We start from the raw sequence: 14,162 nt of genomic DNA on the forward strand, positions 1-14,162 counted from the left end.
TGAGATGCCGTTTGTCTGATCGGTCCGCCTTGGGTGGTGCGGATTGTACCCCTTTGGTACTGCCGTCAAGTTTCGGTAATGCGACGCTTTGTTATAGTCGCCGGGCAGAATTTTACGCCCGGAAATTTATATAGGCGAGCCGAAAATCCGACGAAAACGAAGCTATTCATAAGAAACTCGCCTTGACAAACGAGGGAATCAATGAATTTTTACGGAATGATCTGTACGTCAATGTCGCCTTTGGAATATCTTCGCATGCGGCCTTCACATACAATGTCCGTTGGAGACATATGCTGATGTCGTGCAAGCTTGCTGGTTTCTTCTATCAAGACGCGCGGCACAACTGATAAAACAAAGCTGAACAGATGCGAATCGTCAATCATACCTTGTCGGGCAGCACACCCGGATCATCAAGGGTTATCACTAGCCTGCATTTCGGCACCGCTGGATCTGGCAAAAAAGCCTATCTGCAGGCAAGTCTGCATGCAGATGAACTGCCCGGCATGCTGGTACTGCACCATTTGCGTACGTTATTGCTCGAAGCCGAATCGCACGGGCGCATGAAGGGCGAGGTGGTGCTTGTGCCGGTGGCCAATCCGATTGGACTGGCTCAAACCGTCTTGCGCGGACGGATCGGACGGTTCGATCTTGACTCCGGTCAGAACTTCAATCGTAGCTATCCGGACTTTTTTAGCGATCTGAAATCCGCCCTTGAAGGTCAATTAGGCTCAGATGCTGAACACAACGTTACATTGATTCGTGAGTGCGTGAAATCATCGGCGGCAGACTTGCCGGAGCGAACAGAGTTGGATGCGCAGCGTAAGCAGCTCATACAGTTGTCGTGCGATGCCGACATCGTGCTGGATCTGCATTGCGATGCCGAGGCTGTCGTGCATGTATATACCGAATCACCTTGCTGGCCACGCGCAGAGGCCTTTTGCAGGTTAATTGGTGCACAAACCATTTTGCTCGCAAAGGGAAGCGGTGCTTTATCTTTCGATGAAGCACATTCCGAATATTGGTGGCATCTGGCCGAAGCCTATCCCGATGCTGTGATTCCACAAGCCTGCTTTTCGGCGACTGTCGAATTGCGCGGGCAGGCCGATCTGGATCATTTCACTGCTCGTCTGGATGCCGAGTCTATTTTCAAGTTCCTGATACTTGAAGGTGTGGTCGATGGGCCGGATATCGATCTGCCAGACCTTGAAGTTGCGCCGACGCCGCTTGCAGGTTCGGAGACATTGTTTGCGCCGGTTTCCGGGCTGATGGTGTTTCGGCGTGCGCTTGGCGACATGCTGGAAATTGGTGATGCGGTAGTCGATATCATCGAACCGGTTCATGGCACGCTAACTACGGTGCATGCAGGCGTGGCAGGCCGCCTGTATGCGCGCGAAAACAGGCGATTTGCTACAGCGGGCATGGAGCTGTGCAAAATTGCGGGATCAGTACCGTTTCGGTCTGGCATGTTGTTAGGTGTGTGATCGGAATCGCTGATGTTTGAATATTCGGATGGCGGCGAATTTGCGCTCGATATTGTCTTGATGCCGGGTTTTGCCGATGGTGACCTGGGTCTTTTGTTGGATTGCGTTGCTGCCTGCAATGCATATGCCGGTCAAACGATCTGTCCTGTCAGGTTGATTTCGGAGCAGGGTACGGCAGTGCCTGCTGCCAGTGGACGTGACTACGGCGTCGATTGTGCCTTGATTCAGGAAGGCGGGCAGGGAGCCTTGCTGTGGGTGTTGGCCGGTGCAGTCGAGGCGGATATCGATCAGCAGTCGCCGTTGAATATTGCGCTGGCTAGATGCCATCATGGCGATCGAATGGTGGCGGCTAGTTTTGGCGGCGCGTTTTATCTTGCACGGGCGGGTTTGCTGGATGGTGTCCGTGCATCTGTTCACTGGACGCTTCACGATCTGTTTGCGGATCGCTTTCCCAATGTCATTGCTTCGCCATCGCTGTACGAGATCGAGAGTCCCTACGCGACCTGCGGTGGCGGGCTGAGTACTGCTGAACTCTTTATTCACTTGATGGCGACGCGCTTTGGTAATGAGCTTGCCGCATCGCTCAGTGACCGGTTGCTGCTTGAACGTGTGCGAACAGGGGATGTGCGGCAGCGCGTGCCCCTGCAGGCGCAGCTGGGAGCCAGCCAGCCTAAGCTGACTCAGGCTGTCAGTCTGATGGAGGCGAATCTGGAGGAGCCGCTGACAACAGATGAAGTTGCTTCTCTGGTCGGCATTTCTCGCCGTCAGCTGGAGCGGCTCTTCAAGCAGCATCTCGATCGTGTGCCGTCACAGTACTACTTGGAACTGCGCTTGAATCGTGCGCGCCAGCTGCTTAAACAGACCGCCAAATCCATCATACAAATTGGACTTTCGTGCGGCTTTTCGTCCGGCCCGCACTTCTCGAGCGCATATCGTAACCACTTCGGTATGACCCCCCGAGAAGATCGCCAGAGTGTTCGTCGCGCGCCTGGCGGTTAATCCGCGCACTGACGGTAAAATTCCTTATATTTCCAGTGTTACGGTTTGCGCAATCATGCGAAAATCACCTGCGCGCACGAACAATGTAGTGTGTGCTGGCATGTAAGAGCATGTCGCAATCCGGGAATTATCTTTCCCGTTCCCTCCCTACAATGCATATCAAGTAATTCAACGGCGAGAGCCGTGTGAAAGGAAGACCCATGTCGCAAGTAAGCCGAGCCGATTTTGACCGAGTCATGGTCCCGAATTACGCACCCGCGAGCTACATCCCGGTGCGAGGCGAGGGCGCGCGCGTATGGGATCAGAATGGCAATGATTATGTAGATTTTGGCGGCGGGATTGCCGTAAATGGTCTGGGGCACTGCCATCCTGCACTGGTGAAGGCGCTGGTCGAGCAGGGCCAGAAGCTGTGGCATGTATCCAATGGCCTGACCAACGAACCGGCGCTGAAGCTGGCCGCCAAACTGGTAGAAGCGACATTTGCCGACAAGGTCTTCTTCTGTAATTCCGGCGCCGAAGCGAACGAAGCGGCTTTCAAGCTGGCACGTCGTTATGCGATTGATACCTTTGGTGCAGATAAGCACGAGATCGTGTCCACCACCAATTCCTTCCACGGCCGCACTTTCTTTACGGTGAGCGTGGGTGGTCAGCCGAAGTACTCCGATGGTTTCGGCCCGCGCCCGGGCGGTATTCACCATGTTGAATACAATAATCTGGAAGCCCTGCGCGCCGTGATGTCCGACAAGACTGCTGCTGTGGTTGTCGAACCGATTCAGGGTGAGGGCGGTGTGATGCCAGCCTCTCAAGCCTATCTGGAAGGCGTGCGCGCACTGTGTGATGAATTCAAGGCCGTGCTGATTTTTGACGAAGTGCAGTGTGGCATGGGTCGTACTGGCCATCTGTATGCTTACATGCACTACGGTGTTGAGCCGGACATTCTGACGTCGGCCAAAGCGCTGGGCGGTGGCTTCCCGATTGGCGCCATGCTCACCCGAGACCATATCGCCAAGCATTTTGCCGTCGGTACCCATGGCTCGACTTACGGTGGTAATCCGCTGGCCTGTGCTGTGGCGCTGGCAGCTGTCGATGTCATCAATACGCCGGAAGTGCTGGATGGCGTGAAAGTACGCTTCAATACCTTCAAGTCCGAACTCGAACGCATCGCTGCGTCCACCGGCATCTTCAAGGAGGTACGTGGCAGTGGTCTGCTGATTGGTGCTGTGCTGAGCGACAAGTTTGCCGGTAAATCCAAGGACGTGGTGACTGCTGCAGCCAAGGAGCGCGTGATTGTGCTGCAGGCAGGTCCGGACGTGGTGCGCTTCGCGCCGAGCCTGGTCATTAGCGAAGCCGAAATCGCTGATGGTATTGCCCGCCTTGAGCGTGCAATCGCCACGGTGACGGCCTGATTCTTATCAACCCTGTTTGAGTGAACCATGTTCCTGTTCCGAGCGAGTCGATTGTCTGATCTGCCCCAGGTGGAAATCCTGGCCAGAGAAAGCCCGGTAGGCATTACCAGCCTGCCGGATGATCGCGACGTGCTGTATCGCAAGATTCAGACGTCGGTCGATTCGCTTGGCGCAGACGTGTGCTTTCATGGCGAAGAAAGCTATTTCTTCGTGCTGGAAGACCTTGAGCGAGGTACGCTTGCTGGCGTGTCCGGACTGGTCGCATCGGCGGGCTTTAACGAGCCTTTCTACAGCTACCGCAACGAAACACTGGTGCACGCCTCTGCTGCACTCAATATTCATCACAAGATACATGCGCTGTCGCTGTGCCACGATCTAACAGGTAATTCGCTGCTGACCTCTTATTATGTCAGGCCGGATCTGGCCTATAGCGCGGAATCGGATTTGCTCTCTCGCGCACGTTTCCTGTTCATGGCCAATCACCCGGAGCGTTTTGCGGATCACGTGGTGTCTGAAATGGTGGGTGTGGCGGACGAACAGGGCAACTCGCCCTTCTGGGATTCGGTTGGCCGGCATTTCTTTGGTATCGACTACCACGAAGCCGAGCGCATGTGCGGTGTGCATGGGCGCAAATTCATTACCGAGCTGATGCCCCATCACCCTGTTTATGTCCCCCTACTGACGGATGAAGCCCAGTCGGCTATGGGACAGGTGGGGCCTGCATCCGAGATCCCCTTTGACGTACTGGTGCGCGAAGGCTTCGAAGCCGAAAACTATATCGATATTTTCGATGGCGGACCGGCGCTGCATGCATCGGTCAATCATATCCGCTCCTTTGTACAAAGCCGAAGGCTGACTGCAAAGGCCGGAAACGCCCGGGCAGGCGCTCGCTGGCTGGTTGCCAACCAGAGTCTGGATGATTTCCGCGCGGTGGTCGCAGAAGCCACACTGGAATCCGGCCAGCTGGAAATGACGGCCGAGGTGCTGGATGCACTCGGCATTGCATCAGGCGATGCAGTCAGGGCGGTGCCGCTGTGAGTCAGATCGAGTTGAATCAGATGAGTCCTGTGATGAGAGTGCGGCCGATCCGTACCAGCGATCTGTCATCGCTGATGTATATGGCGCAGAATGCCGGTGTCGGCGTGACGACACTGCCTGCTAATGAAGAGCGATTGGCTCGCCGCATTGCCGGATCGATTGCCTCATTCGCCTCGCCGCCTACGACGGATGAGTCCAGCTTTGTATTTGTGATGGAAAGCCCGAATGGCGAAGTCGTCGGCATCTGCGGTGTTGAAGGTGCAGTCGGGATGGATGAACCCTGGTACAACTACCGGGTAGGGTTGTCTGTTCATGCCTCGCGCGAGTTCAACCTGTATCGCCGTCTGGAATCCCTATTCCTGACCAATGACATGACCGGTTCGGCAGAGCTGTGTTCACTATTCCTGCGCGCTGACTGGCGTCGTGACAACAATGGGGCTTTGCTGTCCAAATCACGCTTTCTGTTCATGGCCGAGTTTCAGGAACGCTTCAATAGCAGGGTGATCGCGGAAATGCGCGGCGTCTCCGATGCCAATGGCCGCTCGCCGTTCTGGGAAAGTCTGGGTAGACACTTTTTCCGCATGGAATTTTCCGAGGCGGATTATCTGACCGGTCTGGGTCAGAAGGCTTTTATTGCCGAGCTGATGCCGCAACATCCGGTGTATACCGCCTTTCTGTCCGAAGAGGCGAGAGCAGTGATCGGTGCTGTGCACGACAATACCCGTCCGGCATTGGCGATGTTGCAGGCAGAAGGTTTCCGCTATAACCAGTACGTGGACATTTTTGATGCGGGGCCGACAATCCAGTGCGAACTGTCACTGATCCGCGCCGTACGCGACAGCCGGACCTTTACTGCGATTCGCGAGGATCAGACCTCGGGCCGCAACTGGCTGGTGTCCAATCGCAAGTTCGACGATTTCCGTGTGTGCCTGGTGCAATCCGAGCCCGTACTGAACGGATTCCCCTTGTCACCAGAAGTTTTCGATCGCCTGGAAATCAGTCCTGGCGACAGTATCCGCGTCGTGCCCTTGTCCGCACGCGCCTGATTCTTGGAGTAAACGCATGAGTCATTTGATTGCTGCCAACTGGGTGGCAGGACGCGGTGCAGCCTTCGCATCCAGAAATCCGGTCACACAGGCCACCATCTGGTCGGGTCAGGCTGCAGATGCTGTGCAGGTTGACGAAGCGGTGAAGGCGGCGCGCGCTGCATTTCCTGCTTGGCGCAAGGCGGGGTTCGATGCGCGGGTGGCGATTGCCCGGCGTTTTGCCGAGCTACTCGGACAGCACAAGGATGAACTGGCTGCGCTGATCGGGCAGGAAACAGGTAAGCCACGCTGGGAAGCACTGACAGAAGTGCAGACTATGGTTGCCAAGATCGACATTTCGGTGAAGTCCTATCAAGAGCGTACGGGCGTCAAGCAAAGCGAAATGGCCGATGCACAGGCCATGCTGCGTCACCGGCCGCATGGCGTGGTCGCAGTATTCGGTCCATACAATTTCCCCGGCCATCTGCCGAATGGCCATATCGTTCCGGCGTTGATTGCGGGTAACTGCGTGGTATTTAAGCCCAGCGAGCTTGCGCCCATGGTTGCGCAAAAGACAGTCGAGCTGTGGCAATTGGCGGGCCTCCCTGCTGGCGTGATTCAACTAGTACAGGGCTGCAAAGATACGGGTATCGCGCTGGCCGGGCACACTGGCATTGATGGACTGTTCTTCACTGGCTCATCCGGTACAGGGCATGCACTGCACAAGCAATTCGCCGGCCATCCAGACAAGATTCTGGCACTGGAAATGGGCGGTAATAATCCATTGATCGTGCAGGAGGTGGCCGATATGGATGCAGCGGTATTCCAGACCATCCAGTCGGCATATATCTCCGCAGGTCAGCGCTGCACCTGTGCACGCCGCCTGCTGGTGCCGAAGACCCCGGCTGGTGATCAGTTTCTTGAACGGCTGGCCGATGTCGCATCCCGATTAAAAGTTGGCCGCTGGGATGATGCCGAGCAGCCTTTTATGGGAGCGGTTGTGTCTGTCGTGGCGGCGGATGCTTTGCTCAAGGCACAGTCTGATCTAATTGCACAGGGTGCAGTCGCCATTCTGGAAATGAAACGACTGGAAGCAGGCACAGCCTTGCTGTCTGCAGGTTTGTTGGATGTCAGTGCAGTAGCAAACTTGCCAGATGAAGAACATTTTGGCCCGATGCTGAAAGTCCAGCGTTATGACACCTTTGAACAAGCGATCGAACTGGCCAATGCAACGCGCTATGGGTTGGCAGCAGGTTTGCTGTCTGATCGTGCAGAACTGTTCGAGCAATTCTGGGAAGCCTCACGGGCAGGCATCGTGAACTGGAATAAACAGCTGACCGGTGCATCCAGTGCCGCACCGTTTGGCGGTGTGGGCGCATCCGGCAATCACCGCGCGAGTGCTTACTATGCAGCCGATTACTGTAGCTATCCCGTTGCCGGACTGGAAACCGGCACCCTGACCAAACCCGCACAGATGCCGCATGGCATGACGATGTAAAGGAACGACCATGAACGCATTTGAAGCCAATTTCGACGGACTGGTCGGCCCGACGCACAACTACGCCGGTCTGAGCTTTGGTAATGTGGCCTCTACGGGCAATCAGAATGCCGTGGCGAATCCTCGCGTGGCGGCCAAGCAGGGATTGGCCAAGATGAAGGCGCTACATGATCTGGGCTACAAGCAGGGCGTGATCGCCCCACATGAACGGCCTAGCATTGAAACGTTACGGCAGTTGGGATTCGGTGGAACGGATGCGGATGTCGTATGTGCGGCAGCCCAGCAGGCGCCTGCCGTGCTGGCTGCATGTTCATCTGCTTCTACCATGTGGACGGCCAATGCGGCGACAGTCAGCCCATCCGGCGATACCGCCGATGGCCGCGTGCACTTCACGCCAGCCAACCTGAACAACAAGTTCCACCGTTCCATTGAACATCCTGTGACGGGCCGCATTCTCAAGGCGATGTTTGCCGATGATCGCCACTTTGCACATCACGATGCCTTGCCCGCTCAGATGCACTTTGGGGATGAAGGCGCGGCCAATCACACCCGCTTTTGCGGCGATTATGGTGGTCCGGGGGTAGAGTTCTTCGTATTCGGTCAGGCAGCTTTCGACTCACGCTATCCGCGCCCGCAGCGCTTTCCCGCGCGCCAGACACTGGAGGCGTCGCAAGCCATTGTCCGCCTGCATGGCCTGAGCGCCGATCGTGTGGTCTATGCCCAGCAAGACCCGAATACCATCGATAAGGGCGTGTTCCACAATGATGTGATCTCGGTGGGCAATGCCAATGTGCTGTTCCATCACCAGTTTGCCTTTACCGAGCAAGATCGTGTACTGGGTGAGTTGCGTGACAAACTCGCCAGGATTGGCGTGGACTTCAAATCCATTGAAGTGCCGGAGCATTCGGTTAGCGTCGAAGATGCTGTCGGGTCCTACTTGTTTAACAGTCAGTTGCTGAACAAAGGCAATGGCAAGTTGCTGATCGTAGTCCCTGAGGAGTGCGCTAAGAACCCGCGTGTACAGACTTACCTGGATGACCTCACCGGGCAGGGTGATCTGATCGATGAGTACCGGATTTTTGATTTGAAGCAGTCCATGCAAAATGGCGGCGGGCCGGCATGTCTGCGCTTGCGTGTTGCCCTGACTGAAGCAGAACTGGCAGCAGTTAACCCTACGGTACTCATGAATGAGACGCTGTTTACTAAGCTGAACGACTGGGTGGATCGCCATTACCGTGATCGACTGAATGGCGAGGATCTGATGGATCCCCAACTGCTTACTGAATGTCGTACTGCACTGGACGAACTCACCCGCATCCTGAATCTGGGTTCGGTCTATCCGTTCCAGCGGGGTTGATATGACGCCCTGGCTGCAGTCACTTCTGAACGGAACGGCCACGAACCTACCCGGCGAGCTGCCGGATGGCGTAACCCTGCGCATACTGGCGCCGGGCGTGCTTGCGTTTGAGCCTAAGTTGGCTCCCCTGGGCGAGATGCTTCTTTCCTGCGGTATTCACGGCAATGAAACAGCGCCCATCGAGTTAGTTGACCAATTGCTGGCAGATCTCCTGAATGGCACCCAGACTTTGGGGGTACGGCTGCTGATGGTTTTCGGTAATCTGGAAGCAATCAGGGTAGGCAAGCGTTATCTGGATGATGATTTGAATCGGCTATTTGGCAAGCCAGTTGGTTCGGAGTCTGTGTCTGCCCGTCATCGCATTGATGAAATTGAATCAGCGTGCCGTGCATTTTTTGGCACACATGGCTCGTGCTTGCAGCGATTTCATTATGATCTGCATACGGCCATTCGCGATTCAGCCATCGAGCAGTTTGCGATTTCCCCGTTCCGTACATCTGGGCGTCCCGCACTAGCCGAGCTTCAGCGCTTGGGTGCCTGCGGCATTCGAGCCGTTCTGCAACAAGGTCAGCTGTCCCCGACTTTTTCTTGCTGGACGGCCAATACCTTTGGCCTGACCGCCTTCACGCTTGAGTTGGGTAAAGCAAGGCCATTTGGTCACAATCAGTGTGTGAATCTCACACCATTGCATACTGTCCTTGTGAATATGCTTTCGGGAGACTTTAGGATTAATGTAGCGTCTCCGATGCCTGAACGATTTCGAGTGGTGTCAGAGCTCATCAAGCAGTCGGAGCAATTCAGGTTGCACTTACCTGACGATGTAGCGAACTTTTACGAGCTTCCCAGCCACTATCTGCTGGCTCAGGATGGTGAGCATAGCTGGCGTACCGATCGTCCAGGTTTACGCATTATCTTCCCGAACGCACATGTTAAGCCTGGCTTGAGGGCAGGTTTACTGATTGAACAGAGTGATCACGAGTAAGCGCTGAGGCAAGGGTGAATCGGCAATATCGGTATTTGGTAAAAACCCAACATGTGATCTTCACTCTTCCTGTGGTGCTTGTGTGACGAATGACGATTTAAAAGCAGTGTCGCAACTGTTCTGACTGATTTAGGTGAGAATACTTGCGACACATCAATCAGTTATTGTCCTTAAACAATTAGACCGCTAACCTTTGGTTGCCTATGAACGGTATCAGCAAAGCGCTGGGGTAGATGCTGGTGTCCTCGAGACTTCTGAGCAAGTGGGTCCATTGAACCCACAACAGGAAACGAGCCAAGGTGTACAACAAGCCATAATCAACAATAGACGTCCAGGGAGGACTGAAGGCGGCAGTGGAATGGATGCACACAGTCGTCGCGGATAGTGAGCGATCCGCACGAGGTAACAGATAGCTGCCGCTCTGATTGACACCCCAATTTGGGGTGTTTTTCTTTGTCCTTTTCCGTATTTGATGCAAAATTCAGGATTGAGTCTGTTTGAAAGATTGCCCGCATGATCAGCAACGATATTTTGCGCAGTGTGCGTTTCATGCTGAATATCAGCGACCGCCAGATTGCAGCCATCATTCAGGAGGGTGGCATGGAGGTGGGTCTGGTTGACGTCTTGCCGTGGATGAAGAAAGAGGATGAGGCAGGCTTCCAGATATGCGACGACACTGTACTTGCGCGTTTTCTCGATGGCCTGATTATTTTCAAGCGTGGTCGCCAGGCCGATCGTCCCCTGCCGCCGCTGGAGCTACCTGTTTACAACAATCAGGTATTAAAGAAGCTGCGTGTCGCCTTTGAATTGCGTGACGACGATATTATTGCCATTCTTGAGACGGTGGATCTACGGGTGAGCAAGGCTGAACTGGGTGCATTCTTCCGCGCTCCTGATCACAAGAACTATCGACGCTGCGGAGATCAGTTTTTGCGGAACTTCCTTAAGGGACTCACCTTGAAGTTGCGTCCCGGTGTAGATGCTTAAAGTAAACCGAACCCGATCAATAAGCCGCACCTGATCAAAACGGGCTCACGTAAGCGGAGCCCGTTTTGATTTAGTACACCTCGTTTAACATTAACGCTTAGTCACCATGACCATGTCCATGCGCGGATGTCACAACAGGCATACTGGCGTTGCCATCTCCTTCAAAGAACAATGGTTGACGGTTACGTTTACGAGGCGCCACTTCATTCATGGTTGCGCTGTCGTATAGACGTCCATTTACCATCACCTGAGTGATGCGATCAGATTGTCGAATATCCTTCAGCACATCACCCTCAATCACCACAAGATCAGCCAGCTTGCCCGCTTCTAGCGAACCAATGTCCTTTTCCATGCCCAGATAGTGCGCAGGATTGGCAGTGGCCGCCCGAATCGCCTCAAGCGATGACATGCCACCCATGGCAAACATCCACATTTCCCAATGTGCGCCCAAGCCTTCACGCTGGCCATGTGCGCCAATATTGACCTTTACACCAGCGCGGCTGAGTTCGGTAGCCGTCTTGGCGACCCTCACTACATTAAAGTCTTCTTCCGGTGCTGTTTCGCGGCGAATGGAGCGAGGTTCCAGCACGCTGCGAGGAACATACTTCGATAACAAGGGATGACGCCAGACATCTGTACGGGCATACCAGTAATGCTCGCCATCCAGTCCACCGTATGCCACGTTCAGCGTAGGGGTATAACCAACCTGAGTGTGCGCCCAGAGTTGTTTAACGTCGTCATAAGCGCGCTCGACCGGTATGGCGTGTTCTACCCCGGTATGACCGTCTACCACCATGGTCATATTGGTTTGAAACAGCGAACCACCCTCTGGCACCACCATCATGCCGGTTTTCTCTGCGGCGGCAAGCACCTGTTGACGCTGCTCGCGACGAGGCTGATTGTAGCTCTTTACGCTAATGGCACCCTCAGCCTTTTGCCGCTTAAGGTGCCCCTGCGCATCCTCTTCGCTGTTAATGGTGGCGGTGAAGGGCGCTTTTGCGCCGTACAGAATCGTGCCAGTGGAGAATATACGCGGCGCAACCACTTCACCTGCCCGTTGCATTTCTGCGTGGGTAAAAATCTCCGTGGTCTTATTGGATGGATCATGCAGGGTGGTGATGCCAAATGCCAATGATGCAAAGTCTACCCAGCTTTGTTGGGGAATGATTTCATCTTCACCCATACCACCGTGCCAGTGTACATCGATCAATCCTGGAATAATGGTTTTTCCTGTCGCATCAATCACTTGAGCGTTTTTTGGTGCATCCACGGTGTCAGCGGCGCCAATTGCAGCGATGCGGTTTCCCTTGATCACAATGGTGCCATTTTCAATGACTTCATCGCCGCGCATGGTGACCAAACGCGCACCCTTGATGATGATCGTGCTATCAGGTTTGTCGGCCTGCTGCTTGAAGCCGATTCTAGTGCCATGTTCAGGGGGCTTGGGCAGCTCTTTGGGTGCACCTGCCACAAAGTCAAACGCCTGCTTCAGCTCAGTGGTGAACAATTCATCGCCCAAGTTGTAGTACAGCTTCGTGCTATCTCCAGACCAATGCAGTGCGTGACCTGCGATTGCATCCAGCTGGCGAACCGGTAAGGCATCCATCTTGCCGGAAATTTGTATCGGCTTATTGCTGGCAGGGAAGGGCGTGACATAGCTATGGAAGCGCTCGCCGAATGCTAGCCATTTCCCATCCGGGGAAATGCTGAAATTGGATGCAAACTCGCCTTTCGCTACTTCCTGTTCACGATTGTGGTCGCTCAGATCAATGCGAACCAATTTGCTATAGAAATCAACTTCGCCCTCCTGACCGCCTCTAGTGACAAAAATCTCATGATTATTGAGGCCGAACTGAGGTGCCTCACCGTCCTTGGTAATCAGAACGGGTTCGGATTTGCCATCAGCCGAGACAGCGTATACACCGGTCTCCAGTCCATTCCAAGGTGAGGTCAGCTCTCCGCCGCGGGATTTGCTGTAGACCACCGTTTTCCCGTCGGGTGAGAAGCTGGGTTCAAGGTATTTACCTGGCTGCTTGGTCAGCACCGTTTCTTTGCCTGAATCCAGATTCAGCTTGACCACACGACCCTGCTCCTGGTCCTGCCAGGAGATAAACACAATGTCTTTGCCATCTCGGGAGAAAGCGGGGTAGTACTCAAAACGGTTGCTCGCTTTACTGATGCGAGTGGGTGTGCCATCCGGCAGATTACGGATGTAAAGATGGCCGAGCGCAGAGTAGACAACGCGATTGCCCGCCGGTGAAACATTCACCCAGCGTAGCTGTTTGACATCGAACTGATCGGGTGCGACTTCCGTTTGGAAACGAACGGCTTTGCGTACCTCCCGGGTATCCTTCACATGAAACGCGATTTCTTTACCCGACTGCTTGAAAGGATCGACTCGCCAGAGCTTACCCTGCGCCCAAACCACAATTTCCTTGCTGTCTGGCAGCCATGTAAAGGCAGGATAAACGCCTTGTACAGACCACGCCTCCTGCATATCCCGCTCGAGATGTTCCCAGGCTGGAAATTCACGGCCGCTCTGCAAATCCTTAAGGAACAGCGTGCTCTGATTGCGTACGCGACGAACGAAGGCAAGAAACTTTCCATCGGGTGAGGGGGTTGGACGTACCGCTCCGCCCGGGCCACTTACAAATGATTCTGTTTCATTTGTCCTGGTATCCAGCCTGAAAATCTGGAAAATTTGTTTATTGCTGTCCTTGTTGTACTCGAAGGATTTGCCCCCTGTCGTATCGCGTGAAAAATATACATAGCGGCCGTCCGGGGAAAAGGCGGGCTCACCCAGATCTTTTTGCCAGTTAGGCTTTTCATTGAGTTGCAGACCTTTGCCGCCACCCGTGTGATACAACCAGATTTCACCTGAGCCGAGCGAGCGGGAGCCGGTAAAATGCTTACGTGCGGCAATATACTGCCCGTTTGGATGCCAGACTGGATTGTTTAATAAACGGAAGTCTTCTTTGGTAATAGCATGGGTCGCACTACCATCCGCATTCATCACCCAGATGTTATCGCCGCCACCTTCGTCACTGACATAGGCAATTTGCTTGCCATCAGGTGAGAAGCGCGCCTGCATTTCCCAGGCAACAGAATGCGTAAGTGGCTTTGCCTCACCACCCGCTATCGGGAGGGTATATAAATCACCCAGTAAATCAAACACCAATGTTTTTCCGTCCGGACTCACATCCACGCTCATCCACGTACCATTTTGCACGTCGATATTGACCGTGCTTGCCTCGCCCGGTGGCGCATTGACATTCCATTTCGGTGGCGAGTCTTGCTTGTCTTTGGGGGCTAGATCTGCACAATAAGCATTCGAACCAAGTGCTAGGGCAATCAATAGTGCCGAACTGCGCATGGGAAAGTGCATGAAG

At 54.4% G+C, this 14,162-nt stretch carries 10 protein-coding genes; 9 read left to right on the forward strand and 1 reads right to left on the reverse strand.

The window, feature by feature from the left end:
• Positions 1 to 365: 365 nt before the first annotated feature.
• The 9 genes from KSF73_16280 to KSF73_16320 all read left to right on the forward strand — a co-directional run bounded on the left by KSF73_16280 (position 366) and on the right by KSF73_16320 (position 10,773).
• Positions 366 to 1,481: a succinylglutamate desuccinylase/aspartoacylase family protein gene (locus KSF73_16280; protein ID MBV1777279.1), complete on the forward strand. Its 1,116-nt coding sequence runs from the start codon at positions 366 to 368 to the stop codon at positions 1,479 to 1,481.
• A gap of 60 nt (positions 1,482 to 1,541) precedes the next feature.
• Positions 1,542 to 2,480, forward strand: coding sequence for a GlxA family transcriptional regulator (locus tag KSF73_16285; protein ID MBV1777280.1), 939 nt, complete (start codon positions 1,542 to 1,544; stop codon positions 2,478 to 2,480).
• A 200-nt stretch (positions 2,481 to 2,680) separates the two neighbouring features.
• Positions 2,681 to 3,886 carry an aspartate aminotransferase family protein gene (locus KSF73_16290; protein MBV1777281.1) on the forward strand — a complete coding sequence of 402 codons (1,206 nt, stop codon included), beginning with the start codon at positions 2,681 to 2,683 and terminating at the stop codon, positions 3,884 to 3,886.
• 27 nt (positions 3,887 to 3,913) lie between these two features.
• The gene (locus tag KSF73_16295; GenBank protein MBV1777282.1) at positions 3,914 to 4,924 is read left to right on the forward strand and encodes an arginine N-succinyltransferase; all 1,011 of its coding nucleotides are present in this window, start codon (positions 3,914 to 3,916) and stop codon (positions 4,922 to 4,924) included.
• A gap of 32 nt (positions 4,925 to 4,956) precedes the next feature.
• Positions 4,957 to 5,970, forward strand: a complete 1,014-nt coding sequence (astA, locus tag KSF73_16300) for an arginine N-succinyltransferase (protein ID MBV1777283.1) — start codon at positions 4,957 to 4,959, stop codon at positions 5,968 to 5,970.
• Between the two features lie 16 nt (positions 5,971 to 5,986).
• Positions 5,987 to 7,447 (forward strand): succinylglutamate-semialdehyde dehydrogenase, encoded by a 1,461-nt coding sequence (gene astD / locus KSF73_16305; protein MBV1777284.1) that lies wholly within the window; start codon positions 5,987 to 5,989, stop codon positions 7,445 to 7,447.
• Between the two features lie 10 nt (positions 7,448 to 7,457).
• Positions 7,458 to 8,804: an N-succinylarginine dihydrolase gene (astB, locus tag KSF73_16310; GenBank protein ID MBV1777285.1), complete on the forward strand. Its 1,347-nt coding sequence runs from the start codon at positions 7,458 to 7,460 to the stop codon at positions 8,802 to 8,804.
• Between the two features lies 1 nt (position 8,805).
• Positions 8,806 to 9,786: a succinylglutamate desuccinylase gene (astE, locus tag KSF73_16315; GenBank protein ID MBV1777286.1), complete on the forward strand. Its 981-nt coding sequence runs from the start codon at positions 8,806 to 8,808 to the stop codon at positions 9,784 to 9,786.
• Between the two features lie 513 nt (positions 9,787 to 10,299).
• Complete coding sequence (locus KSF73_16320; protein ID MBV1777287.1) at positions 10,300 to 10,773, forward strand: DUF1456 family protein; 474 nt, start codon at positions 10,300 to 10,302, stop codon at positions 10,771 to 10,773.
• Between the two features lie 97 nt (positions 10,774 to 10,870).
• Here KSF73_16320 and KSF73_16325 read toward each other — a convergent pair whose 3' ends face one another.
• A complete protein-coding gene (locus KSF73_16325) occupies positions 10,871 to 14,158 on the reverse strand; it encodes an amidohydrolase family protein (GenBank protein ID MBV1777288.1) in 3,288 nt (1,095 codons plus the stop codon).
• Between the last annotated feature and the right edge of the window lie 4 nt (positions 14,159 to 14,162).

The organism is Burkholderiaceae bacterium DAT-1 (assembly GCA_019084025.1).
Classification (GTDB): domain Bacteria; phylum Pseudomonadota; class Gammaproteobacteria; order Burkholderiales; family Chitinimonadaceae; genus DAT-1.